Consider the following 25,988-nt stretch of genomic DNA (forward strand, 5'->3'; position numbering starts at 1 on the left):
CACCCGCATCACGGCACCTGTTACGTGCCCGGCGACGCCGGCATCGTCCTCGATTTCGGTACGAACGGTGTCTCGAGGTCGAACCGCGCGGCAAGCAGGCCGCGGCACAGCGCACCGTTGAATTCAGCATTGATGCCCACGCGCCGTAGATTCGATACGTATGCGGCAAGGCCGTCGGCCTTCAGCCGCGCTCCGTTCGCATCGACAAAGGCGGGTTCATCACCGCTTGCCGGACCTACGATGGCGCGTCGCTCGAGATAGCGCTGAATCAGCTTCTCACCTGCATCGTCGAGCGGCAGGCACCCGAGCTCTGTCAACGTCAGACCGACGATCTCCGCCGGCGATTGCCCCAGCGCGATGAGGTGACCCAGTAGCGCAACCTGCCGGCGCTGGAACGCCTTGACGAGGAATGTCTGGCGCAGATCATCGAGGCTGCCATCGGCCTCGGCGCCGAACGTTTCCTGGAACGAGCGCCCCTGCGCGAGGCCCGCATTAATCTTGTCGGCATACATATGCTCACCCAAGACCACGCTGACGCCCTTGACCCAGTCCAACGCGCTGATGGACCGGCGCATGTCGTCCGCCATCAGGAACGAAAAATTGGGAGCGCACCAATAGGTCGGCAAGCGGAACTCGACGTGGACCCGATCCTTCGCGTCGACATCGGCCCTGGTCACGAAATTCAGGTCGATGACGGACTCGTCGAGTTCCGGATCCATCACGTCTCGCAGGCAGGCCCATATCTGGGCCTGCTTGTCATCTGACGAGCGGCTTCTCGGCCGCTCCCTCCCCTCAACGCCACGCTTCATGGCCATCACCTCGGCGCGTGAACGGCTTCGGGAAAGTGGGCATAACCGCCGCCCGCGCGGATCTTCTTCTTCTGCGCTTCGACATCAATGCCGTAGATGCGCGCGGCATTGAGACCGAGGATCTTGATCTTCGTTTCCATCGACAGCACCGAACCGGTCTCCTTGGTGACGTCGGCCGGAATTTCAAATGCCATGAACTTGTCGATCAGCCATTTCGGCGTCCAGATGCCATAATCGCTGCCGTAAAGGATCTTGTCCGGTCCGACCCAGAATAGCAGTTCGGAAATGACGTGGGCGAAATACCCCGGCCGCGAATGGATGAAGGGCAACGCCACCGCGAGGCCGGCATAGACGTTGGTTTCCTGGGTCGCGATCCAGCAAAAATCGTCAAGGCGCGGCAAGCCGCAATGCTCGACGATGAAGTTCAAATCCTGGAACGAGGTGGCGACGTCATCGATATCGGCAACATCGAACGCATCCCGGTTCAGCGGGATGATCGTTGGCCCCTTGTGGACGTGGATGTTCTTGATCCCGAGCTTCTGCGCCGCCTCGAGATACTGGTAGGATGCCTTGTCGGTGAGCTTGTAGCCCTTCGACTCGCCGCGCCATTCGGCGGTGTAAAGCTTGACACCCTTCAGCTTGTGCTTCTCGGAGAGCGCATGAAGGTCTTCGATGCCCTTGGTACCGTCACGCGGATCAAAGGCGCCGTTCAGGATGAAGCGGTCCGGATGGCTCTTCTTCATCGCCGAGTTTCGTTCGGTGGTATTGAAGCCGTTCTTGTAAAAGTCGGTGAGATAGGTCGGCTGCAGGATCGCCATGTCGTCGTAACCGGTGACGAACAGGTCGTCGAACATCGTTTTGGCGTCGTACTTCTCGAACTTCTCTTTCTCCCATTTCTCCGACGGCGGGCTCAGATTCGAGTGATAGGCGTAGAAGCAGTCGATGAACTGCTTGCCGTGGATATTCTTCTGGTTGGCCGGGCTACCATCCCAGAAATGCGTATGCCCATCGATGACAAAAATCTCTTCACCCTTGGCCGTCCTGTACATGGCATTACTCCCGCTCCGCTGGATATTGCGTACTGTTGTGAGGCGCGATTGATGTCGTCGAATGAGCCCGGCCGGCTCGATGCCGGCCAGGCTGGTTCGCTGGCGATCATTAAACGATGTATTTCATCATCTCGTTCATATCGCCGAACAGCATGACGGTGTTGTCATCCGTCATGACCATGCGGCCGTAATGCGTCGAGGTTGAAATCTCGAAGAGATGCGGGGTCATGACGCGGCCCAACTCTTCGGAAATCTCATCCATCTTGAATTCCATCTTGCCGTCGCCATCGATACGGATCATCGCCGGCATGTAGGTCACCTTGATGTGTTCATGACGGCTCATGACTTCGGCGATAGCGCGCGCCTCGACGCTATCGTTCATTGTCACTCCGCATTGATGCGACACCGTGTCCTCGAACGTGATGTCTTTCATCGATTTGAAGATGTTGTCATTCTCGTGCAGCATGTCGGTCTCCAGAGGGATTGAGTGTGAGGGCGTGAAGCGATGCCGATTACGACGCCAATCCGGCCGGAACCGTCAGGCCAAGCTCGGTGGCGATACCCCTGATACGATTCTTCGCGTGTGCCATGGCATCGGCGAAAGCCGCGACCTTGACCCGAGGCTGCGACCAGATGGGCTGCAAATGATTGGCGGCATCGAGCGCGAGATCGGCATGATTGGCCAACCATTTGTTGAACAACCCAAGGTTCTGCGCCCCGAAGGTCGGATCAGTGCCGAGGATGTGGAACAGCTCGACGGTGTTGGCGAGATTGCGCTCATAGTCGGCCTCCGCAGCGGAGACGACAGCCGGAGTGATGAAGTCGTTCTGCGCAGACGCCGCCTGCATCAGGAAGCCCGAGCGGAAGAGTTCGCCGACCAGCGGCTCGAACACCGCATTGGTCGCAAAATATTGCTCGAGATAGTCGTTTGAACCCATCACTGATTCAACCGACTTGCGCACGCCTTGCCAGATCGGATCTTCCAGCCAGTGCTTCTTGCCGGCGGCAATGTCGAAGCCTGGAAGGTCGAGGCCGATTTCGCTCAGATAAAGAGTGATGTCCTGCGCGAAGCGAAGCTTGTAGGACGAGTTGGTCAAGATCGCATTGTTGACCATCTGCGTGTAGCCGTAACGCTGCGCCTGCATCGTCGAGGTGCCGAGACCGAACTCGGCATGCTTGTAGGCTCCGAGATGGTTCTGCAATATCTTCACCCAGGCGGGATCGAAGCGGGTCGGCGCGCCCGATTTCCGGCCATTCTCGATGGTGTTCTGCACCATGCCGCAGATCGTCGACTGACGCTGGTAATGGGTACGCTCCCACTCCTGGTCGACAGCGCGGAATTTGTGCCAGTTCGAGCTTTTTGCCGCCGTCCAATCCTTGGAATAGGTCGGCGTCCCGTCAGGGAACGAGATGATCCAATCCTGCAGCAGATAGCGCTCCGGATCGGGTTGAACATCGACCGTCATGTCTTCGTAGTGGGTCGCCTTGCGCCCCTTCGGTTCGAAGTAGTTGTACTTGCGGCTGTCGGAGCCCGGGAAAACCGCTGCCCCCGCGGCTCCGGATTTGACGATTGCCGCAGGCTTGGTCGCTGCTGCTCTGCTCGTTTGTGCGCTCATTGCTTACTCCCTTTCTGCCATTCTGTTCTGCGACGAACCTTGAACGCCGTCATCGCACCGCCGGCGTAAACTTGTCGAAATAGATGTGGTCCGGCTCGACGCCGTTCATTTGCAGCACGGGCAATACGGCGTCGATCATCGGCGTCGGCCCGCACGCGTAGGCGTCGATGGCACCGCTCAGCTTCTCCTCGCGCAGATGGCGCAGCACGACCTCGTGGATCAGTCCGGTCTCGCCGTCCCAGCCGTCACCCGTCTCCGCATGCGACAGTGCCGGCACGAATTTGAAATCGTTCAGCCGCGCCGCGATGGCCGCGAGCTCATCGAGGTAGAACAAGTCGGCGCGGGTACGCGCTCCGTAGAAAAACCGGACCGGTCTCTGCTCGCCGCTCCCGATGTGATCGGCCAGGATCGACCACAGCGGCGACATGCCCGAGCCGCCGCCGATCAGCAGCATCGGCCCCGGACGTTCTTCGCGCCGGAAGCAGGTGCCATACGGCCCCTTGGCGATCACGGCGTCGCCGACGGCCAATTTCCCATCGAGCCGGGACGAGAATGCCCCCTTCGGATATTTCTTGATAATGAAGCGGAGATTGGTGCCTTCTCCGGGCGGGTTCGCCATCGAAAAGGCGCGGGTGATGGTGCCATCCTGAAGCGTCAGATCGACGTACTGGCCGGCCCAAAACTTCATCGGCCTCTCGATCTCGATCTCCAGCAATCTGATGTCTGACGTCAGCGCGCTAATCCCTGCCACGCGACCGGAAAATGCCTTCACCGCGATCGAGCGGCTGAGCAGGTCTTCGTCATAGTTGAGTAATTCAACACCGATGTCGCTGTAGACATGCGTCCGGCACAGCAGGATGTGGCCGGTCTCGCTCTCGTAATCCGGCAGAGCGAAGGTCGAGTATTTCAGAAGCTCGATGTCCCCCTCGACCAGCTTTGATTTGCAGCTGCCGCACTGACCTTCCTTGCAGCCATGCATCAGCGAGATGCCCTGACGAAACGCGGCATCCAGGACGGTCTCGCCCTCTTCCACTTCCATCTCGATACCCACTGGTTCGAAACGAACCTTGTGAACCCGCACGTCCGTCATTATCCCGGCCCTGTCGTCGTGGCAGTTGTACAGAACGATCGCCAAACCGTTTGCCGGTCCTGGCAAGAGGGGCCGCCGAAAGCGGCCCCTCCCCTCATCATCTCTTTAGTGGCAGGGATTGATCTTGAAGCCCTTACGGTATTCGGCAGTCGCCACCTCGCGCTCGATCGGCGAAAGCGCTCTGAAGCCACGCAACGGACTGCCAAGCGTGTGTCCGCGCACGTCATCGAGCGTCCACATGTCCTTGGAGTCGAAGCGCAGATGCGGTTGCGCGATCATGGTCTTGCCGTCGGGCCGGACAAAACCGAGATCCTTGATCGCGTCGGCGACATCCCAGCCGTGATAGCAGTCCTCCCATTCACGGCGACCGCTGAAGCGGCCCATTGCCGGCGTCGCGCGGCCCTCGTATTCCGCGGCGAACGCCACCTTGTGGGTCCAACGACAACCTTCGGAGCAGTAAGTGTAGATCTTGCCGTCGACCTCGTCGCAGACGAAGTCCTCGCGGATCAGGCAAGGGACCATGCAGCTCCAGCAACGATGCGGGTATGAATAGCCCACCTCGCTGTTGAAGAGGATGTTGGTCTCGCCGGGCACGCTGAGCTTGGCATGCCATTTCCAGAAATCGCCGAATTCGGCGTACCAACCTGGATATTTGTGCTCGAACCACTCGAAGTCACGCTCGGTCTGGGCCTCGATACGCCAGAAGTTCACCGACCATCCGACCGTGAAGAACTGCGCGGTCTTGTGGACATAGTTCTTCTTGACGATCCGATCCCAGGCGGCGGCGACGTCATCGTGATGGATCTTGATGCCGTACTTCTCGAGCGGCAGCATGTAGGTCCGGTAATAGTCCTCGTAGATCCAGCGATGCCAGAGCTCGGCGTAGGACTCCTTGTTCTTGTCGCGGTTGGTCGTGCCGTACTCGATGAACGTCCCGATCGCGGCATCGACAATCGCGTGATTTTGCCAGAAGGCGTATTTCAGATCGCGCTCCAGCAACTGGTGGTTCGACGGATCGTTGATCATCGCCATCAGCATCGAGTGGCCGTTGCCGATATGACGGGATTCGTCCGACTGGACCGACAGGAACACGGTTGGCAATGCATAGTCGCCGTTGCGCGCCGCTTCCGACGGCATCGCCACGAACAGGGTATTGGTGAAGGCGGTTTCCGCGACGACCGTCAGATAGACGTTGGCCGCGGTGATTGCGTCACCGGTCAGGAAGCCCTCGGCGAACTGGCGGCCGATCGTGGTCGCATAGCACTTGCCGAACGCGGCTTCCGTGATATCGAACCCGGCTGGATCGATGTAATTCTCCATGTACCACTTCTTGAGGTTCATCTGGATCGTTGAGTGCCGGAACTCGTCGACCATCTGCATGGTGAAGCCGGTGCGCAACTCCTCGCCGGGCGCCAACCGCCCGACCATCGCCATCGAACGCGCCGCCGAGATCTCCGGGAACGGGATGATCGCCAGGAACAGCTTCATCCACTCGACCCATCGCGGCTCGACATTGCGGAACATGTCGCCGCGCAACGCCGCATCCAGCGCGCCATAGACGCGGTTGTCTTTCTCTTCCTGCATCGGGAAATATGACCGCAGGACCTGCTTCATCGGGTCGCGCGGTGTCTTCGAGATCTTGTAGTCGGTCGGGAACGTCATCGCCTCCTGCACGTAGCTTGGCGTCCAACCAAGGTCCGCGACGCGGTTGGCCGCTTCAGCGATGCTGATCCCCTTCTGCGCGGTGATCTTGTTCAGTGTCAGACTTGCAGACATTTCCAGCTCCTTTGAACGTTGCGTTATCTTCAGCATTCTCGCTTCGGTTCCGGGTCAAACCCCTGGATTGCCTTGTTGAAATTCTCCGCCGCAAAACACACTTTAAGTCCGCTAAATGGATTGATTGATCTGCTGACTCGTCGCTTCACGTCAGCCCGGCTTCTCGGCGCTGACGGTCTCGTCACCTCCGTTGGCTCGTTTGATGAGAGGTCTGCCTTCGGCGACGAATTTCGCCGAGAGGACCAGCGCACCAGTGGCGAAATCCCTGCCGTGCGCGGCGATCATGGCCTCCGTGATCTCGGCCAGCTGAATGAAGAAGGCGTCTTTCGATCCGGCTTCCTCGCTCATGTCCGGTTGCGGAGGCGGCATTTGTGCCTGTTCCTTTGATGCAATCATGGTTGCGTTGTTCTTGCTCATCATGCGTGCCCCGAACGTTGGTGGTCGCCGGACGAAGGACCGTTGTCGATCTCAAGCAGGGACGTGTCGAGCCATTCACGCTCGGCCACCAGGCGTCGATGCTCCTCCTGGAGCATCTCCAGGCGCGCGATCGCTCGCTCCAGTTCGGCATGCGCGTCGCTTCCGGCCTCGGCGCGCGCTACGTCACGCACGGCGCACGCGAGTTCGATTTCGGCTCCGCCGCGCGCATGCTCATTCTTGATCTGCATCTCGTTGTTATCGACCATCTCGTCGATCAGACTGTCACGGGCAATCATCCGATCGCGGGCGCGCTGCAATTCAGCGGCTTCCTCGTCGGTGATCGGTGGCCGGCGTCGGCTGTCCTTTATCACTCGCGCCACTCTCGTTCGATGATCTAGACCGAAGCTTTGCATCTCGCGGCACATGCCCTACGGGATCAGGACCGCACGGCCATGAATGCGTCCATGATGCAGATCATGAAGCGCGTCATTGGCCTGGCTCAGCCTGTATTCCTTGGTGTGGAGTTCGACGAGGCCGCGATCCGCGAGCGCCATCAGCTCGACCAGCTCGGCGTATGTGCCGACCAGGTTGCCGACGATGGTCTTTTCCGATGTGATCATGTCGATGGTCGGGATATCGATCTTCCCACCATACCCGACGATGTAGTAGTAGCCGGCGTTCGCCGTCATCGACAGGCCCTTGGCGATAGCGTCACCCTCGCCAACAAAATCGATCACGGCCTCCGCGCCGCGCCCGTCGGTCAGCGCCAGCACGGCCTCGACTTCGTTGCCGTCTGCCTTCACGACATGATGCGCACCGCACTTCTTGGCGAGTTCGAGAGACTGTTCGGCGCGATCGACGACGATGATTTCTGCCGCGCAGAGCGCCGCGAGAACCTGTATGCCGATATGGCCCAGCCCACCGGCGCCGATCACCGCGACATATTCGCCGGGCAACAGATGACGGGATGCCTTCTTCGCGGCGCGATAAGCCGTCAGCCCGGCATCGGTGTAGGGAGCAACATCCTTCGGTGCGAGCGACTTCGGCAGCTTGATCAGGGAGCGCTGTCCCGTCAGCAGATACTGCGCATAGCCGCCATTGGCATTGATGCCAGGAAACGAGCTGTCCAGCGCATGCATGTCGTCGCCGCGCCGGCACGCGAGACAATGCCCGCTGGTCACCAGCGGATGGCAAATTACGCTGTCGCCAACCTTGACCCCTTCGACACCCGGGCCGATCGCTTCGACCCAGCCGGCGTTCTCGTGGCCCATGATGTATGGAAGCTTGACGTCGACCTTGCTGCGCCAGATGCCCTCAACGATGTGCAGATCGGTGCGACAGACGCCGGCACCACCGATGCGCACGATCACGTCCATCGGGCGCGAGATCTTCGGGTCAGTTACGTCATCGAACTTGACGAACTCCTTCGCCGTCAGCTTCTCGTCGAACTCATGAAGCACCGCCGCTTTCATCAAACGCCTCCCCGGCAAAATTTTTATTCCGTCGATCTGACGCGATCGCCGTCCCGCTGAACAGTTGAGCAAGGGCTGTGCCAAGCGCACAACGGTCTGATCTTTCTAGTGTTATTGCGATCTCGGGAGTGCTCGCGCCGATCCGCCTCGGAGCAGACTTTGCGCGCGACTGTTCCGAGACGGAACAGTTCGACGGCTACAAGAGCGGTTGAGCAGAAATTTGGATTCTTGATTGTTTGATCTATGATCGTGAGAACCGCGCCACGCGCGAGAACGACCCGAACCGGGCTACGACCAAGAGGAAATCGCCAAGCCGCGACTCCAGGAGGAGCTACGATGCTGACCGCCAGCCGACGCATGGACAATGCTTGGATGACGCTCGATCAGCGCGGCTCGCCGCCGGCAGAGCTTCTATCGGCCGATATCTACGACAGCTGGATGCGCTGCATTTCGCTTGGTCTCGATACATTGCGCCCTCCTTCGCCCGAGTTAGTGAGCTCCGCTGTTTTGCGCCAGGAGCAGCAGCGCTGTTCACTGATTCGCGGCCTGGCGCTCGCGGAGATGCACACGCTGCATCAGCAGATTGCCGGCTCCAATTTCATGATCGCCTTTGCAAATGCCGACGGCCTGCTGCTCGACATCATCTCGGACTCGAGCTTCAGCGATGCCTCGAACGCAGCGAGCATTCGGCCCGGCACTATCTGGACTGAAGCCATTTGCGGCACCAATGGCCTCGGCACCGCCGCATATCTCAAGCGGGCCATCGTCGTTCACGGGGGCGAGCACTTTTTCTCGCGCTACAACAATCTTACTTGCATCGCGGCGCCAATCTTCGCGCCCGATGGCGAACTGGCCGGAATACTGGACGCGTCATCGGATTGCATGTCGAGGCAGGCGCATACCCAGGCGCTCGTCGCGATGGCGGCAACCCAGATCGAGAATGGTCTGTTCCGCGAACATCACCGCGGAAACATCCTGATCGCTTTCCATAACCGCGGCGAGTATCTGCATACGTTGAGCGCGGGCCTGCTGGCCGTCGACAACGAGGGCAGGATCCTTGCAGCCAACAGGGCCGCAAGCGTCCTGCTGCATGGCCTGCCAGCCTCGCCGGGTCGTCGCTTCGCCGACGTCTTTCGTACGAAATTCAACGCCTTTGTCGATGAAGGCCGGCGCAAGGAACGCCAGCGCCTCGAGGACGAGGTCGGTAGCCAATTCATCGCAACAATCGAGAACGCGCGCCAGTTCTCGATGATGCAAGCCATCTCGCGGCCTCGGCCGTCGACGCCCAAGGACGTCCCCACCCAGTTCGTCTCCGCCGATCCGGCGATCGCTTCCGTTGTCCAACGGGTGGGAGTCGCGGCGATCCGCAGGATGCCGATCCTGATCCGTGGCGAAACCGGCACCGGCAAGGAGCAACTCGCCCGCCATGCTCATACCGCCAGTGGACGGGCCGGCGCTTTCGTCCCGGTGAATTGCGCAGCGCTCCCTGACAGCCTGATCGAGGCAGAGCTGTTCGGCTATGCCGACGGCGCTTTCACGGGAGCAAAAAAGGGTGGGGCTGCGGGACTGTTCAAGGAAGCGGACGGCGGAACGCTCTTCCTCGACGAGATCGGCGACATGCCGGTGACGTTGCAGGCCGTGCTGCTGCGCTTTCTGGACGATTGGACTGTCCGGCCCGTCGGTGGCACCAAACGTCAGGTCGACGTTCTCCTGGTGTCTGCCACCAATGCCAATCTCGACGACTCGATTGCGAAGGGCCGATTCCGATCTGATTTGCTGTTTCGCCTCAACACGCTGGAGGTGACGTTGCCGCCTTTGCGCGAGCGTTCCGATTTCGCCGAGATCGCGCGCCATTTGATCCACAAGATCGATCCCTTGATGGATTTGACCGAAGGGGCGATCGATCGTTTGGCCGAAGTCGATTGGGATGGAAACATCCGCGAACTGCGCAACGTGCTTTCCCGATTGTCGCTGGCCGAGCCGGGAGATCTGATCGACGAGACATCGGTCGAGTCCGTACTTGCACATTCAGGCAGCGTGCGCTTGACCGGCAAGGCGGTGGGTGGTGGGCTCAAGGCCAATCTGCATGAGATTCAGCGCTCGCATGTCCTGACCGCGTATGCGGAAACGGGCAACAATATCAGCAAGACCGCGCGCCGCCTGGGCGTGTCGCGCAATACGATCTATCGTGCCCTGCGCGGCAACAAGGATTAGCACAATCGTGGCGAAGGCTCTGCGGCGACAGCGCGATCCGGCTGTAACTGGAGGCGTTGAAGTCCAGCCCCTCGCCGGGTTCAATTGGGAGTGTCGCCATGTTTGAACCGGAAAACAGTCTCGAAGCCCTGATGCAGGCTGCCGCAAGGGACGCCAGCATCGTTCCCGCATTCTATCGCGCGTTGCTCGAGACGGAGATCTACATTCTGACGCCGGAAGCGCCGATGAAACCTGGACGCCGTCGCTCGCTCAAATTTCAGGAGGAGATCAACGTTGCAACGGTCGATTTCAAGAACATGAGATGGCACCCCACCTTCACCTCAAAGAAACGCATCCACGACTATATAAAACAGCCTGAAGTGTGCCTTGGCGCCGCTGCGCGCAATCTGTTCGAAATGTTGCCTGACTCTAATTTCTGGCTCAATCCGTTGTCCGAATGTCAGAAGCCACTGCCCGCCGCCGAGATCGCTCTCCTCATGAGTGGCGAGATCTTTGACATGCCGATCAAGTCCGCGCGATAGGCGCGGTGCTTGCGCAACAATGTATCGGCACGACCAGCCCGCACTGCAGGCCGGGTCGAATTCGTCGCTCTCGCACTCAGCCGGACGCAGAATTCGTAGCGGGAGAGCGCTACAGCCTTTCGCCACACCCGTCCGGACTTCGATATCTGCTTCAATCATCCGCTTAAGACCGCTCGTCAGAGAACGGCGAGCCAGACTGGAATGAAGGATTACTGGAGAGCTGGGGTCCTCGGCTCTATAGCCGGTGCACAACGCGAAATCCGACAACACCGCTGATTAAGAGGCGTATGATTTGCGAGGAAACTCAACGCCTATTCCAACAATTGAACCGCCAGACCTGCATTGAACCTTCTATTGATTTTGTCTCTGTCGGAATGACAGGTCTCGGTCGACCAGAGCGCGGGGGAAAGCGGATCATGATTCACCGCCTTTCCCCACACCAACCAAACCTACGATACCTTATCAAATCCTGCGCCTGAGACAGAGTTGTTCAAACGACGCCTACCAAAGTCATTGTCGCCCGCGTGGCTTCCGGTGCTTATCGAATGTCCGGAACGGGTCCAATCGCGTCGTTTTTGCAGTCGGCCAGCTACTTCCGGTCTGCCGTCAACTTCAGACATCGCGCGGCACTACGCCAACCGAAGCGATGGGCCAATACCGGAAGTAACGGACACGAAGTTGCGGCGTAGGCAGAGGCAGCGTTCAATCCGACAGACGAGGAATGCGACGTATGGATGCGAGCGCGATGGGATGTGAGGCAAAGGCGTTACAGCCTTGCTTGCCGAACGGGCGCGATGCCCCATGACTTAAAGCAGCGCCGCCAATGCATTTCTGAGTTACACCGGCCGTTTTAGCCACCAGACCGTATCAAATACGGATCCAAGGACCCAGCTAATCGGTCCGCCACTTGTATGGCGGCCGGCGCGGACTGCTTTTCGCGATGAAGCGAGCCGACTGAATTCACGACCAGCCCACTACAAGCAAGAACAGCTATCGCAATCGCAGCGAGATATTTGGTCCTCATGACGATGGTCCCCTTTATCGCCCCATGAACTAACCCGGCACTCTCAGAAATGGTTCCCCGCGCTGGGGCTCGATGTCTTCGGCCGCATCAGGAAGTGCCGCCATGGCGCCCCCTGACTAGCGGCTCGGGTAGATTCCTCCTTCCAAATGGAACATCGCGTCGCGATCAGACCAGCAAGGAACGAAAGCGCCTGCAAGGCTTTAGAGAACACGAGACCGTCGCTCGCCGGTAGTAACACGGCGCACGTCGCGGGATAGCCAAAGGTCGCGGTCATCGACCCGCTGTTCTCAGTACAAGCGCTCGCGCAGATAGCCAAATGCGGCGGTCTCCCGTTTTATCCAAAATCGCCAGCAGTGCCCTGATCGGTTGCGGGGGGAGCGCACGGCGTGCTGAGGAACCAGGGGCTCCATCATGCGCAACCGGATTGACATTGACCACATACACAGTTGGGCCATCGTTCGAGAGATCGGCGAGAGATTACGCGCGTCGCTGAAACCAGAGCCGGAACTACCGGCGAGCCTTAGAGCGCAAATCGATCGGCTCCGCGAATTGGAAGCGGCCGAGCACTGGAACAAGCCGCGCGGTTGAGCCGCAGTCGGCTCGGCCGAATATGGATGAACGATGCCGCCGGTGAAGCTTCATGCATCGACGATTTTGAATGAGTACGGTAAGGCGCAATCCGAATTGATTGGCAAAACCGTCGTCCTTACCGACGGAAAGGCAGGCACGGTCGAGAACGTTTGGCTGGATGAATTGCACGGGCTTCGGATTTCAATCAAAGGTCATGACGGAAGATGGCCGGTCTCAACCATCAAATTCGAGGAGAACTAGCCTTCGCACCCTGCTGCGCACCACCCCCAATAGCGCGCTATTTCAGAACATTCCGATCAGGATGAAAAACCCGATCTCAAATCAGGAACGTCGTGCTCATAACCGCGACCGTAAGAAACACGTCGCTCGCCGAAAGAGGGTTCATGAATGCCTCGCATCTTGCGAAGCCCCGGGAGTAAATCATTCAGGCTAGAAAATGTTTCAGCTCCAAACGCAGACGGCGCGAGATGCGAGCGGCGCGGATATCCGAGGCGGCCTAAAGCAAGGCCCGCTTCGGGTCAATCGCGTCGTTTTTGCAGTCGGCCAGCTACTTCCGGTTTGCCATCAACTTCAGACATCGCGTGGCACTACGCCAACTGAAGCGATGGGCCATCTTCGGACTCGTGCACCGCAGCAAACATCTAAAGTCATTCGATTACTTCGTACGGCTTTGATTTCCGCTTCAGCAAGGTCAACGTCCTGACAGGCAACTCGTCCTGCTGAGGCTGGCCACGGATGGGGAACGCATCCAGAGGACCGGCACCTGCCCCACCGGCTAAGTCGAGCTACGTCGGCAAGGGTGGCTTCTGCGAGGAGCTCCACAACGACACGCCGCGGGCCATGCCAAATCAAGGGAGCCGCCGGCCAGTCTCGGGCAACCAAACAGACATTGTGGCGTTTAGCTTTGACATGCTCCTGAACCAGGGAGGTTTTCATGCTCAGAAAAGCTCTTATCGCGTTCGTTGCTGTAGCCGTTGCGCTCGCGCCGACGAGCGCTTCCGCGCGGGGTGGGTTCGGCGGTGGTGGCTTTCATGGGGGCGGGTTTCATGGTGGGTTTGCAGGAGGTGGTTGGCGCGGCGGATTTGGTCCCGCTCTCGCTGGCGGATTGATCGCGGGAGCCGTGATCGGAGGTGCATATGCCTGGGGGCCGGGCTATGGCTACTACGGTGGGTATGCACCTGGGTATTATCCAGGGCCAGGCGACAGATACACAGATACTATGGGTATCGAGGCTGCCCTGAACCCGGGTACGGGGAATACTACAACTGCGGCGCCTATGCTGTGCCCGGTTACGGCGGGTATGCACCTGCATATGACGCTTATGGGCCCGGTCCTTGGTGTAATTGCGAACTAACGTTCAGGCGGTTGACCCGGAGATAATCTCGCGGGCGCATTCCGAGCGGGGCGCAGCCGGCGCGGCGACTCTTCCTAGTAGCGCGAAGCGCGTGCTACCCGGCGAAGCGCTTAGGCTCGAAATACCCCGCCAGGATGATCGCAAGCGCCGACGAGAGATCGCTCGTTGCCCGCCGCGGCGGACATGCTGCGAGGCCCATTTGTTGCGCGACGGCGTCCTTCGGCTCAGGGCGAAACAACCATCGCCGTCGGAGCAACAAGGAGCGCGAGAGACCGTGTCGCCGCGCCGTAGCGGTCATCTGCCGAGGTGCTTGTGAGCTCTCTAGGACTACCTTGAACTCTCGTCCTCGGACTAGCGGCACCGCCGACCCGTATCCACCACTTCAAGCAGTTCGACTTGGGCACTGAGCCTATCTGTCCATAAGGACAGTTCTCAATACCGCGCCTCATTCGGCAAGGCGGCCCCGCCGGATGTGTCCTAACAGAGTGGCCCGACGTCGTGTTTTCTAGGACGTTCCAAGACTTGTCAGCCTTGCACTCCCCAAAGGCCTTGTCCAAGGCAGCTAACGGAAATTTGGGTCCAGATGCTGGACATAATCGATGTGGATCAAATATCAGCCACCATTGCGCGCGATTGTTTCAAGCTCTGAGGGCTTGGCGGCCGGGCCCGGTCGGCTGAGACAAAAACTGACACACCCCCGAGCCGTGCCCACTTTCGCTTGGTTGCCCTGAGTTAGTGCGTCGCTACCAGCAAGGTTGCGCTATGCTGAAACACTTGCTCATTGAAGCCATTGGTCACGTTTCCGGTCTCAGCGACGCGCAGCTTGAACAAATTGAGCGGTCATTGCCAGCGACCAAGGCGCTGATCGATCTTCTCAGTAAGGCACATCCGATCATCGAACAGGCGGAAACGCTCTATAATGAGGCGCAGCCGCTGATCGATCAAGCTAGGAAAGAGTGGCAAACGGTCGGCCCTGCAGCGCAAATTTTGATTGATGTGATCTCGCATCATCTCAACAAAGGCAGCTCGCCGGCGGAGGCCGCTGAGGTAGTGCGCGCGGCGCTCGGCGGGTCAATACAGAACTTTGCGCAGGATCGTGGGATGGACCGGGGAATGAACCGCGTGACCGTGTTTGGGGGGACCGGCTTCGTTGGTCGTCGCGTTGTGCGCCATTTGAGCGTCTCCACCGTCACGGTGCGCATAGCCTCACGGCATCCTGCGCGGGCCGAGGGCGACAACGCGGAACAGGTCATCGCTGATGCACATGACGAGCGCTCTGTAGAGGCCGCCGTTATGGGTGCCGACGGCGTCGTCAACGCGATCAGCCTTTACACCGAGCATGGAGGCGACACATTTCATTCGGTGCACGTCGAAGCGGCCGCCAGGATCGCCGGAGTGGCACGGCGGGCCGGGATCAAACGGTTTGTGCACCTATCAGGAATAGGCGCTGACCCCACATCGCCTTCGCCCTATATTCGCAATCGCGGCGAGGGCGAGGTGGCTGTGCAAGCGGCATTCCCTGGCGCAGTCGTTATCCGCCCGGCGGTAATGTTCGCGCCGGACGACGCCTTTCTCACGACAATTCTTGGGCTGCTTCGGACCCTGCCGGCTTATCCGATATTCGGCGACGGCAGGACGAGGCTTCAGCCGGTGTACGCGGACGACGTCGCCGCGGCGATCGCACAAGTCCTGCGGCAAACACAAAGACCGTATCCTATCTACGAACTGGCCGGCCCGCGCGTTTACTCATACGGGGAGCTGTTGCGGACCATTGCGCGCACCGCCGGATTGCAGCCAATCCTGGTGCGAGTGCCCTTTGCTTTCTGGAATGCCGCCGCCGGCCTCGCTGAGATCCTGCCGCACCCGCCACTCACGCGCAATCAGGTTGAGCTTATGCAGATCGACACGATGGTCTCGGGCAGCCGGCCGGGATTCGGTTCACTCGGAATTTCGCCGCGATCGCTCGAAGAAGAACTCAAGGCGATGCTCAAGCATACAAACGAGGAAGCTCAAAACACAAGTAAGGGTCGGGCCAGGTAGGGTTGCGACTTCGTTACCGTGTCACGATGTGACTACTGATGTCGGAAAGGGGCTTGCCTCCGGGGTCGCGCACTAGGCGCGAAAGATCGACGGTCAGCTCAGGGTCAACAGGCGACATGGCACACCACAGCAAAACAAATCCCGGTACTTGGCCGGGATCAATACTTCACGCCTTGTTGGTAAACCAAATCGTTGGAGCTCCCGCCACTCCCGCATTCTGCATGGCATTCTTCAATTCAGCACTCTCCGCGAAGGCCTGCGCAGCTTCAATCGTGGAAAACTCGTGAGTTACTGTGATGTCATTGGGATCTTCGACTGCTCGGTAGACAGCCTCGGCTGTTACGCCCTTCGCCTTCTGAACCGGAGCAAAATCGTCGTAAGCCCTCCGCCAAGTCTTGTAGTCGGAAACCGTGTGTCTAACAAACATAGTCGTCATCAGATGTTCCTCCCTGACTGGTCGTAACAATCTTTTCACGAACGCTTGAAACAGCACGTCCAGTAGCACCAGCATAATACTGGCCATCGCTTGGAGCTATTTCATTTCCGGGTTGCACTGATGCCATCGGAGGTTTGCCCTTTGTCCGATAGAACGGCCTCATAAGTCGGATGTCCGCTTCGGGTCAATTTCGGAAGTCGGCACTTTAATCCGTTAGGGTCAGGTTTACCCCTGCGAACGGACATCCCGCAGCCCTAGGCCATTTCTGAAAAGTGACCAACGGAAGTTACCCAACTGATGCCGCCAAAAGAAAGAACCGCCCGAAGGCGGCTAGTCGTTCTCTCCGCTGAAAGGAACTTGGAGGCAACTCTACCAGCCGCTGGTGACCAAGCGAACGTTGTCACGCAGCGAGCCAATGTCCCCTGTGAATATCGAACTTCACGGCGCCGTCGTCACGCATCTTCAACAGGAGCGATTGGCAGTCGTCCTGATGCTTTATGTTCACGCGCTTCATGATTTCGAAAACCTTCAGAGGCTTTTCGCGAAGGGCAATTAGAATCTTTTCTCGATCAGTCATTGGGGTTCCTTGCATCAGCATCGGCGACGGTACGCGTTGTACAGATCGTCTGCAACGGGTGCGTTCGCTTGACGAGGTCCGTTCCGGGTCAAACTCGGAGGTCGCGGCCTTGCGGCAGGATGTCTGCTTTGCCCCGCTGTTCTGGGCCTGCCAGCGCATGCCCAACATCGGCGACGATTAAATCTCCCCGTTGGCTGGTTTCAAACAGCCACCCGCCCAACCAGCCGCGCTTGGCCGGCTTCGGTGCGAGCGGTGCATCGGCCATCACCTATCTGGATCGATGATCACCGGCTTCACAAGCACCTGCTTGATCAAGCGCGATACGTTGGCGGATATCAAGCCATCTTTCAAAGAGGACACTGATATCGTCCCGCCATCTCCACACGAGCCGACATTTTGCAACTGTAAGAAAGCCGTCAAGCGTGATGTAGAAGTGTATTGGAAGAAGACCCAGCCCATCCGCGTGGATTTTGGCGTGTGTCCGGCTAACGCCGTAAGCAGTAATGCTCAATTCTCGGCCTTCAAAAAACAGCAGGCCATCTGTGGAATGCTTGATCATGTGCCATCCTCAGTCCGTGGCCGCGCTGGCTTTGGCACTTTCAGGAACAGCATGTTTAGTCAGCGCTGACGATATCGCTCTCTAAGCGTCGCTGATATCGAAAGCACGATACACGGTTAAACGGCCATCTTTAGTAAAATGGTCACGGCCTCGCGCAATGTCGCTTTGCTCACTGCGCGGTGCTCGGTGGCAAAAGCGAAGCATGGTTCGGCGTCAGGCGTTGATCGGCGGCGACGGCCATGAGCATGTGCGCGGTGTGATGAACCGGGACGGGGGACGGCGATGAACGATGGCGACGATGACTTTCTCGGCGCGGCTTATCACGAAGCCGGCCATGCCGTGGTCGCGCTGGCACTCGGCTTGCGGGTCGCCCGCGTCGAAGTTGTTCCAGAGGACCATTCAGGTGCCACCGACGTCGAGCCAGCCGATCACCTGCCTATCGAGGACAGGATCGCTCTCTGCGTTGGCGGGATGAACGCAAACGACATGTTTAATGCCCCGACGCACGATCTCGCGACTTTTGGTGACCATGTCCTCGTCCTGGAGCTAATCAGAAATGTCAACGACGCTGACGGTGACGTTTTGCGTGACAAGGGACATCAACGCGCCTGGGACCTTCTCAAGGCTCACGCGAGCGGTGTTGAAGATATCGCGATGCAGTTGTTGATCATGCGGAAGATCGACTTGACCGGATATATTCTCAAGCGATGAACGCGATTTTTCCTCTGCGGTAAGCCGTGGTGCTTCAACCACTCGATAACCTGATCGACGCTGTCGACCACCTCGAACGCATGGCCGGCTCTGCGCATGTGATAGGCGACTCGCTGCTGGTCCTCGCTCGAACCTGCATCGATTATCGATGTCGCGACGGCGCCTTTTAGGGCTTGGCGCCGTGCCGGAGGCCGGGATACTGCGCGGCGGTTTAGCTTGCAGCGATCGCGTCGGCGAAGCCGCTCGCTACGAGTCGAGCGACCCCATCCGATCTGTAAAGTCGTATGTGCCCCACCATCGATGGAGTGTCCGCCCGCGCGCTTTACAATCGAGGCGCCCGCTTCCCACGAACGGTCGTTTTACCTGGAGAGCGCTATTAAGCGCACCGCAAAACAAGCAACTGAAAAAGACGCGCAATGGTGGCTGCTTGGTCATCGATCTCCGGTCGAAGTGCACCCCGGTGTGGGGCCGACTGGGTCGCCATAGTAGAAAGGTCGATTTGAATCTTGGCCGTTCAAGCCAAAAATTTGTGAATTTGCGCCAAGCACGGCCCTGATCGCGATGCGGCGCGGCAGGTCCACGGTGAAGTGAGGGCAGCCACGAAGTACAAAAGGCCCGGCTAGGCCGGGCCCCATTGCACGCCACTCGCGTCGGTGAGTTGTGAGTTCAAAGGCCAGAAAGACCGACCGCTTGCGAGACGCTGGCTCACTGACAAATCAGTAACGCAATTTGTCGATGCAATTGAGGCCAATGATGGACGCAGCCCCCTATAATTTACGGTATTCCCGAACGTCTGCATTCTCGGAAAAATAGAATATTACCCGCCGCCCGCCCTCGAATTCGGGCCCGGATGGAGAACCCCTCCCCCCTCTAAACCTCGGTGGCCAGACACGAGATGATCGAGTGGTGGACCCCGTAAGATCGCGCCAGCTCGCCGACGCTCTCACCGTCATGATGACGCTGGATCGCTTCCGCCTGCTAGTGGCCGCTCAAGCGTGCTGGGCGGCCGAACTGCTTACCCTTGGCCTTGGCACGCGTGCGGCCCTCGCTGGTCCGCCCGATGGTCAGTAGCCGGCTTCTTCAAACGACTCCTTTGGCGGCTCCCTCTTTCTGGGGAAAGGGCAACTATCGGGCCGCCGAGAAGAAGAGCCATGCCGCCAACCACCAACGCAATACCCAGTTAGCCCATTGGAAAATTCCCAAAAGCGCGGAGTAGCGGAACCCCCGAATTTCAACAATGCGCGGCATGGGTCGCCGCAGCGAGGTGTTGGCGTAGACCGCTTCGTCGAGTTCGCCCGCCTCAGTTGGCGGTCTCTTTCACCCGGCCCTTGCCTTCGCAGACCTTGCACTTAGGCGGGTAAATTCTGCGACCGCCCTGCAGTTGCTCACCTGGCTCATGCCCCGTGCCGCCGCATGCCGAACACTTCGTTTCGGACATTTTCAACCTTGGCCGCTTCATTCGTTTCATTGCTTTCGAGACCATGGCGCGACAGTCAAACAATGCGATTGCTCAATAAGAGTGTCCGGTTTCGTCTCGATCAACAACAACGGGTACGAATTAACGTTGAGCAAAACGGTTAAGTTTGGTGTGAGTCCCGCAATTTTGCGGAAAACGCGTGCCTTCCCTTTTTCCCTATCGAAATTGCGCCGCTCGATTCCGGGGGCCCGATTCTACGCGTCGCGTCTCTTGCCGGCCTCGTGCATGACGCTCGCGTTCGCCGCCTTGAGTGCCGCCCCCTTTTGTGGACTTAGAAAGCTAGGCTCGCCGTTCTTTCCTAATCACTTCCCTGTCCTGCGCCAGCGTCGACCCCATCTGCGACGTTCGGCATTCGAAGGAAGATCACCCCTGTTCGATCGGCGGAATGGTGCGCAACCAGGCAACGAGGGCATTGAGATCCTGCTCAGTCATCTTGCCAACTGGAACCTGGGGAGTCTCATCCGTGACAGGCAAAGCTTTTGGAGTTGGCGCGATCCGGCTCTTTCTGGAAGCACGAGGCAGCTCCGGGCTTCTACTCATCGTCCAGAGCAAGCCTCAATTGCTGCGAACGTGAACGGCAATTGCATGTTTCCGCTTTTCGGAGCGCGTTTTGGGTGTCACCATGCTCGTGAAAGGACGGGAGGGCCGCCATGCGCTGGTGTGTCTCGGTCGGGGCGGTGCTTGTTGCGGGGACGATCGTCGGAGGTGACGTTGCCAGCATTGCCGCGCCGAGCTCGAAATCTCAATTCGCCGACACCAAACACAAAGTATCATCCGTCAATGTCGAGCTCGTTATCGCCGTCGACGTCTCCTATTCGATGGACATGGACGAACTTGCCATTCAGCGCGAAGGCTATGCACAGGCCATCGTGTCGAAAGACTTCCTGCAGGCGCTGAGTGCTGTTCCGGGCAACAAGGTGGCCATGACCTATTTCGAGTGGTCGATGTCGGGCGACGACAAGATCATCATTCCCTGGCGCGTGATCGATGGCCCGGAATCGGCGGATGCCGTGGCCTCCGAGATCATGAAAACACCGGTTCGCCGAGGTTCGAGTACCTCAATTTCCGGTGCGATTAATTTCGCACTGCAGCTGTTCGAAGAGAATCCGTATCGCGGGTTGCGGCGCGTCATCGACATTTCCGGCGATGGGCCGAACAACGACGGAGCCCCCGTAACCGGCGCGCGCGACGCTGCCCTGGAGAAAGGCATCATCATCAACGGCCTCCCGATCATGGTGAAGGAGCCATCCCTCTCGACGACCGATATCGAGAACCTCGATCTCTATTACGAGGACTGCGTGATCGGAGGGCCGGGCGCCTTCATCATGACGATCAAAGATCGCGAAAAATTCCAGGCAGCGATCCGAACCAAGCTTGTTCGCGAAGTTGCGGGCCTCACGCCAGAGAGCGGGATCGTCCCAGCCGCCGAGAAAGAGCCCCGGGTGCCCTGTCTGATCGGCGAAAAAAAATCGCAGGAGCGCGGCCGGCGGTGAGTGTCGAGACGATCATTCAGAGCCGCCGGGCGAACAAACTTTAGACAGCAGTTTATCATGGTCGCAGCCCCACGCGTCGGGACATTGGAGCTGCTAACGTCCGTTCGTGGCCTACACCGACGAAATCCCGCGCTCGTCCCAATGACGGCTGTTAAGGAGCGACCGGAAATGGCTAACATATGGCCAAAACAACGCGACTAGCGAGCAGGCTTTGGAAACTGTGCCCCAGCAGGCCGTAGTCAGCATATATTTGGGCACAAGGAGGTGCGAAATGGCGACAGCAGCTACTCAAGTCGTTCTTGATACGCCGGCGCCCGTGTTCCAGCTTCCGGCCACCGACGGCAAGATTTACGCTCTGGACGACGTTGCGGGCGAAAAAGGCACCGTCGTCGTCTTCATCTGCAACCATTGTCCCTATGTCAAAACTGTGATCGACCGCATGGTTTCAGACGCCCGCGTGCTGATGTCGGAGAGCATAGGCTTTGCGGCGGTTTGCTCGAACGATGCGGCGAACTATCCCGAAGACTCATTTGAGAATATGAAGCGTTTCGCGAAGGCTCATGATTTCCCGTTTCCATATCTCCACGACGAGACCCAGACAGTCGCTCGGGCGTATGGGGCGGTCTGTACGCCGGACTTCTTCGGTTACAATGCCGACCGCAAGCTCAAGTATCGCGGCCGGCTCGACGAAGGGCGTGCAACTCCGCCTCGCGCGGGGGCGCCCCGAGAGCTTGTCGAGGCCATGCGCGCGATTGCGACCACCGGTCTTGCGCCGGCTGACCAAAAGGCGTCTATTGGCTGCTCGATCAAATGGAAGGACGAATGAAGCCGATCCCTGTCAACAGGTTTCGTATCTGAGACCGCCGCGTGCGCAGCATTTGCTGCACATGTGCGATTTGACTAGCGGCATCACGAGGACCCTGCGGCTGCTGCCGGAGTCGCGTTCGCCCCTTCTCCTTCAGGTCTGCTTCCGGGGCAACACGAGGCTTCGGCTCCTGCAATCCGACCCGTCAGTGCTGCGTCGCTTTTGCGACACCGATCGACTCCTGTCGAGCGCTCGGACCAGATTTGCTCACCCTGAGTTCTTGTTGGCCCGTTTGGGGCACGCCAACCGGCCCGGAAACTGTCCGCTTGTCGAGGGGGAGACGGGAAGTGGCTCGCCTGGTCAAAATGGCGTATTGACTCCAACCGGACGTTGCGCGCCCCAAGACAGGAACTGTGGTATCCTCCGTCAAATGCGATGGGACGGTTCAACGAAAGCGGCTGCCCCCTCTAGTGTCACTTACTGCGCGTCCTCGTGTCCTCGCCGGGCTCCGGGACAGCACAAAATGGCCTGGCATCCTCACCTCTTAGGCGCCTGCTCGGCCCGCGCCGACGAGGTGATCGAATGAGCGCGCTAGGCAAGCTGGTGCGATCCTGCCGGCGGAAGACCGGTGCGAGTACGGGGTAGCGCTCTCCCGGTCGCGAGGAGGACCAACGTCGTGAAGCGGGACTTCGACCTCATCGTCTATGGCGCGACGGGTTACACCGGCCGTCTCGTCGCCGAATATCTGACGACGTCCTATCGCGGCGACGATGCTCCGTCCTGGGCGATCGCGGGACGCTCGACCGACAAGCTCCAGAAAGTGCGTGCCGACATCGGCGCACCAGACGATTTGACTTTGGTCAAAGCGGATGCCGGCGAACCGGCCAGCCTACGCTCGATGTGCGAGCGTGCGGCCGTGATTATCGCGACGGTCGGGCCTTATCAGCTTTACGGCCCCGAGCTTGTGGCGGCCTGCGCGGCCACCGGCACTAGCTATGTCGATCTGTGCGGCGAACCGGCATGGATGCGGCGCATGATCGACGCCCATCACGAAGAGGCGAAACGGACCGGCGCGCGCATCGTCTTCTCCTGCGGCTTCGATTCCATCCCGTTCGATCTCGGCGTGCTCACGTTGCAGGAGAAGGCGCGCGAGAAATTCGGACACCCGGCGCGGCGGGTTAAAGCCCGCCTGCGCAAGGTGAAAGGCGGCATGTCGGGCGGCACCGCAGCGAGCGCCCAGGCGACGTTGGCGACCGCGGCGCGCGACCCGGCCCTGATCCGGCTGCTGACCGATCCCTTCGCGCTGACACCGGGGTTCACCGGGCCGTCTCAGCCGTCGGGCCTTATCCCCGAGTACGACCCGAGCATGAACGTGTGGCTCGTGCCGTTTCCCATGGCGCCGGTCAACACCAAGAACGTACACCGCACGAATTTCCTGTTGGGTCATCCCTACGGCACGGACTTCGTTTACGACGAGATGATGGTCGCGCCCGGATTTGGGGAAATCGGTCGCGTGACGACGGAGACCTTCGCCACCATATTTTCCCTGCTCGGGACCGGCGGTCTCAAACCCGGTGCAGGCCCGACTCGGGAAGAGCGCGCGAAGGGCTTCTACGACATCCTCTTCCTGGGCGAGTTGCCGGATGGCCGACGGGTCGAGGCGGTCGTCACGGGCGACCGCGATCCGGGCTACGGCTCGACCAGCAAGATGATCGCCGAGAGCGCTCTCTGCCTCGTGCGCGACGTGCAGGGCGAGGGCGGCACCTGGACGCCGGGCGCGCTGATGGGTCCGGCGTTGCGCAAGCGTCTAAAGGAGCGCGCCGGCCTCACCTTCAACGCGCGTTGAGGTAACGCTCAGAACTGCAGCGGCGTGCTGGATCACGTGGATCGTAGCCAACGAAAAGCGCGGATTGGCGTGCGCGGCCTCAAATCCGGTTCAATGGCCGCTTTCGGCCGATTGTGTTGCAAAAGTCGAAAGTTGCTGGGCTCAAGATTTTCCGCGAAAACACTAAGCAGCGAGCGATCGCTGATTCGTATGACCTCAATCGCGTTGCCGAAGGCGCCTGTGAATTTTGCGTGAGGCCGTGAGGTCCCTGCATGCGAAAGTCGCGCCCACGGCCCGCAGAATTTTGGTCATCGGCGAAAATCGACTTTTGCAACAATATCGGCCCGTTTGAGACATTCCCTCTGGCTCTGAGAATGTCCGATTATCGGGACAGCGACGAGCTCCATCGCAAGGTTGCACGATGAAGAAGGTAATCAACTCAGCACTGTCGCGCCGCCACTTTTTGCGGCTCACGTCAGTGGCCGCGGCATCAGCTCTGACTCCAACGGTGTTGTGGGCCGAGCAGCAACAAGCAGCGGATTCGGCCACATCCCAGGCCGTGCCCGCACGCATCGCCACGTTCGAGGAGGTATGGCGGACCGTGCGAGATCGTTTTTACGATCCGCACCTAGACGGGCTCGATTGGTCGGCCGTCCGGGAACGTTACTTGCCGGACGCCGCGCGGGCGAGTTCCGAAGAGGCGCTGGCCGGCGTCATTAATAGCATGCTCTCTGAGCTGCATGCTTCGCACACCCGCTACTACACACCGTACGAACCAGAGTACTACCAGCTTTCTGATATCTTTGCTGGTGCGTTAAGGCGGCGCGGACTGGAACGTGTTTTTCCGAATGGCCGTATCTCCTATCCCGGCATCGGCATCCTCTCGCGTCTCGACACGCAGGGTCGCAACATGATCACCGGTGTTATAGAAGGCACGCTAGCCCAACAAGCCGGCCTGCTCGCTGGCGATGCGATCGTCTTCGCCGATGGTGCACCGTTTGAGCCGGTACAATCATTCCGTGGCAAGGTCGGCAAGGAAGTTGTGCTGGGGCTGCGTCGTGCCGGCGCGTTTATGCAAATATCGGTTACTCCGGTCGAAATTGAGCCCAACAAGATGTTCTTGGACGGCTTGAGGGCCAGCGCCCGTATAATACCGGCCAACGGCCGAAGCATCGGCTATGTTCATGTCTGGTGCTACGCCGGCTCCGTGTATCAGCGGACGCTCGAGCATCTTCTATCGCAGAGTCCCCTGAACGGCGCCGACGCACTGATCTGGGACTTGCGCGATGGCTGGGGCGGCGCGATCCCCGGATATCTTGATTTGTTCAACACGCGAGCGCCGACGATACAGGTCACTGATCGCAATGGCGCCAGCGAACTCGAGAACGTGAAGTGGCGCAAGCCTGCCGCCATGCTTGTCAACGGTGGCACCCGCAGCGGCAAGGAAATCCTTGCCTATGGCTTCAAGAAATATCGGCTTGGCGAGGTCATCGGTAGCCGGACCGAGGGAGCTGTCCTCTCTGCGACGGCATTTCTCATTGATGGCGGCTTGCTGTTGCTCGCGGTCGGGGACGTGCAGGTCGACGGCGAGCGGCTGGAAGGCGTTGGCGTCGCCCCCACGATCGAGGTCCAAGCCGAGCCGGGCTCCATGGGTCTAGATGATCCTCAACTTAATCGTGCAATCGCAGTCCTGTCCGTGGACTGATCCTTGGGAGGCAGCTAAGAGATCCATTCCTGACTAGGTCCGGTTTGCGCGCCAAAAGCTGCCCTCCCCGCCAAGTCGCAGTTTGACCCAGAGTCGTTAGGCACGCAGTTCATTCGATCGCCTTCTGCGGGTGCAGACCACCGTCAAAGCCGGGCCCAGCATCACCGTCTTGTCGAGGAACCTTGCCGCCGGATCTTTGTTCGAGATGCTGGCGGGCTCGATGATGAGGCCTGAGATGCGGCTCCGGTGCTCGTCGTTGATCCGTCACGGGCTGCCTCCTAAAAGCAGCCTTGAATCAGCCTTCTGATTTGACGATCCCCAAGACCCCAAGCGACCTAGAGCTCGAGACAAAAAACGCCGCCTCGGTTTCCCGAAGCGGCGTTTTGTATTCGAACATCGAAATAGGATGATTTCTTGTCCTTGGCAG

The 25,988-nt window shown here is 59.3% G+C and carries 22 protein-coding genes; 10 read left to right on the top strand and 12 right to left on the bottom strand.

Features of this window, described 5'->3' with window-relative positions; translation table 11 throughout:
• Positions 1–20: 20 nt before the first annotated feature.
• The 9 genes from AC5ZFO_RS14370 to AC5ZFO_RS14410 all read right to left on the bottom strand — a co-directional run bounded on the left by AC5ZFO_RS14370 (position 21) and on the right by AC5ZFO_RS14410 (position 8,229).
• Positions 21–809 (bottom strand): iron-sulfur cluster assembly protein, encoded by a 789-nt coding sequence (locus tag AC5ZFO_RS14370; protein ID WP_282523975.1) that lies wholly within the window; start codon positions 807–809, stop codon positions 21–23.
• Between the two features lie 5 nt (positions 810–814).
• Positions 815–1,858 (bottom strand): amidohydrolase family protein, encoded by a 1,044-nt coding sequence (locus AC5ZFO_RS14375; protein WP_282523976.1) that lies wholly within the window; start codon positions 1,856–1,858, stop codon positions 815–817.
• A 109-nt stretch (positions 1,859–1,967) separates the two neighbouring features.
• Positions 1,968–2,324: an MmoB/DmpM family protein gene (locus AC5ZFO_RS14380; RefSeq protein ID WP_028150059.1), complete on the bottom strand. Its 357-nt coding sequence runs from the start codon at positions 2,322–2,324 to the stop codon at positions 1,968–1,970.
• Positions 2,325–2,370: 46 nt separating this feature from the next.
• Positions 2,371–3,474, bottom strand: coding sequence for an aromatic/alkene monooxygenase hydroxylase subunit beta (locus AC5ZFO_RS14385; protein ID WP_282523977.1), 1,104 nt, complete (start codon positions 3,472–3,474; stop codon positions 2,371–2,373).
• Positions 3,475–3,523: 49 nt separating this feature from the next.
• Positions 3,524–4,564 (bottom strand): 2Fe-2S iron-sulfur cluster-binding protein, encoded by a 1,041-nt coding sequence (locus AC5ZFO_RS14390; protein WP_282523978.1) that lies wholly within the window; start codon positions 4,562–4,564, stop codon positions 3,524–3,526.
• Between the two features lie 105 nt (positions 4,565–4,669).
• On the bottom strand, positions 4,670–6,340 hold the full coding sequence (locus tag AC5ZFO_RS14395; protein WP_282523979.1) for an aromatic/alkene/methane monooxygenase hydroxylase/oxygenase subunit alpha: 1,671 nt from the start codon (positions 6,338–6,340) through the stop codon (positions 4,670–4,672).
• A gap of 150 nt (positions 6,341–6,490) precedes the next feature.
• Entirely contained in the window at positions 6,491–6,709 is a 219-nt protein-coding gene (locus AC5ZFO_RS14400; protein ID WP_282523980.1) for a hypothetical protein, read from the bottom strand.
• A 47-nt stretch (positions 6,710–6,756) separates the two neighbouring features.
• Entirely contained in the window at positions 6,757–7,128 is a 372-nt protein-coding gene (locus AC5ZFO_RS14405) for a hypothetical protein (RefSeq protein ID WP_282523981.1), read from the bottom strand.
• A 57-nt stretch (positions 7,129–7,185) separates the two neighbouring features.
• Positions 7,186–8,229 (bottom strand): NAD(P)-dependent alcohol dehydrogenase, encoded by a 1,044-nt coding sequence (locus AC5ZFO_RS14410; protein ID WP_282523982.1) that lies wholly within the window; start codon positions 8,227–8,229, stop codon positions 7,186–7,188.
• 336 nt (positions 8,230–8,565) lie between these two features.
• Here AC5ZFO_RS14410 and AC5ZFO_RS14415 point away from each other — a divergent pair, with 336 nt between their 5' ends.
• The 4 genes from AC5ZFO_RS14415 (at position 8,566) to AC5ZFO_RS14430 (ending at position 15,973) form a co-directional block, all read left to right on the top strand.
• Positions 8,566–10,443, top strand: coding sequence for a sigma-54-dependent Fis family transcriptional regulator (locus tag AC5ZFO_RS14415; protein ID WP_496122180.1), 1,878 nt, complete (start codon positions 8,566–8,568; stop codon positions 10,441–10,443).
• A gap of 98 nt (positions 10,444–10,541) precedes the next feature.
• Positions 10,542–10,964, top strand: coding sequence for an SseB family protein (locus AC5ZFO_RS14420; protein WP_282523984.1), 423 nt, complete (start codon positions 10,542–10,544; stop codon positions 10,962–10,964).
• A gap of 1,645 nt (positions 10,965–12,609) precedes the next feature.
• Complete coding sequence (locus AC5ZFO_RS14425) at positions 12,610–12,819, top strand: PRC-barrel domain-containing protein (protein ID WP_282523985.1); 210 nt, start codon at positions 12,610–12,612, stop codon at positions 12,817–12,819.
• A 1,876-nt stretch (positions 12,820–14,695) separates the two neighbouring features.
• Positions 14,696–15,973: a complex I NDUFA9 subunit family protein gene (locus AC5ZFO_RS14430; RefSeq protein ID WP_282523986.1), complete on the top strand. Its 1,278-nt coding sequence runs from the start codon at positions 14,696–14,698 to the stop codon at positions 15,971–15,973.
• A gap of 166 nt (positions 15,974–16,139) precedes the next feature.
• Here the strand turns inward: AC5ZFO_RS14430 and AC5ZFO_RS14435 are convergent, their stop codons facing one another.
• Both AC5ZFO_RS14435 and AC5ZFO_RS14440 read right to left on the bottom strand, forming a co-directional pair.
• Positions 16,140–16,409, bottom strand: coding sequence for an antibiotic biosynthesis monooxygenase (locus tag AC5ZFO_RS14435; protein WP_282523987.1), 270 nt, complete (start codon positions 16,407–16,409; stop codon positions 16,140–16,142).
• A 400-nt stretch (positions 16,410–16,809) separates the two neighbouring features.
• On the bottom strand, positions 16,810–17,154 hold the full coding sequence (locus AC5ZFO_RS14440; RefSeq protein WP_496122181.1) for a hypothetical protein: 345 nt from the start codon (positions 17,152–17,154) through the stop codon (positions 16,810–16,812).
• A gap of 112 nt (positions 17,155–17,266) precedes the next feature.
• Between AC5ZFO_RS14440 and AC5ZFO_RS14445 the strand changes: the two genes are divergently transcribed.
• Positions 17,267–17,614: a hypothetical protein gene (locus AC5ZFO_RS14445; RefSeq protein ID WP_496122182.1), complete on the top strand. Its 348-nt coding sequence runs from the start codon at positions 17,267–17,269 to the stop codon at positions 17,612–17,614.
• A gap of 213 nt (positions 17,615–17,827) precedes the next feature.
• Positions 17,828–18,256 (top strand): hypothetical protein, encoded by a 429-nt coding sequence (locus tag AC5ZFO_RS14450; RefSeq protein WP_282523990.1) that lies wholly within the window; start codon positions 17,828–17,830, stop codon positions 18,254–18,256.
• Between the two features lie 870 nt (positions 18,257–19,126).
• Here the strand turns inward: AC5ZFO_RS14450 and AC5ZFO_RS14455 are convergent.
• Positions 19,127–19,222: a hypothetical protein gene (locus AC5ZFO_RS14455; protein WP_368860679.1), complete on the bottom strand. Its 96-nt coding sequence runs from the start codon at positions 19,220–19,222 to the stop codon at positions 19,127–19,129.
• A gap of 1,161 nt (positions 19,223–20,383) precedes the next feature.
• Between AC5ZFO_RS14455 and AC5ZFO_RS14460 the strand changes: the two genes are divergently transcribed.
• The 4 genes from AC5ZFO_RS14460 to AC5ZFO_RS14475 all read left to right on the top strand — a co-directional run bounded on the left by AC5ZFO_RS14460 (position 20,384) and on the right by AC5ZFO_RS14475 (position 25,561).
• Positions 20,384–21,226, top strand: a complete 843-nt coding sequence (locus AC5ZFO_RS14460) for a DUF1194 domain-containing protein (RefSeq protein WP_282523991.1) — start codon at positions 20,384–20,386, stop codon at positions 21,224–21,226.
• A 271-nt stretch (positions 21,227–21,497) separates the two neighbouring features.
• On the top strand, positions 21,498–22,052 hold the full coding sequence (locus tag AC5ZFO_RS14465) for a thioredoxin family protein (protein WP_496122183.1): 555 nt from the start codon (positions 21,498–21,500) through the stop codon (positions 22,050–22,052).
• A 655-nt stretch (positions 22,053–22,707) separates the two neighbouring features.
• Positions 22,708–23,877, top strand: a complete 1,170-nt coding sequence (locus AC5ZFO_RS14470) for a saccharopine dehydrogenase family protein (protein WP_282523993.1) — start codon at positions 22,708–22,710, stop codon at positions 23,875–23,877.
• 400 nt (positions 23,878–24,277) lie between these two features.
• Positions 24,278–25,561, top strand: coding sequence for a S41 family peptidase (locus AC5ZFO_RS14475; RefSeq protein WP_282523994.1), 1,284 nt, complete (start codon positions 24,278–24,280; stop codon positions 25,559–25,561).
• The last annotated feature ends 427 nt before the right edge of the window (positions 25,562–25,988 follow it).

It is taken from the genome of Bradyrhizobium sp. Unk1 (assembly GCF_059512345.1).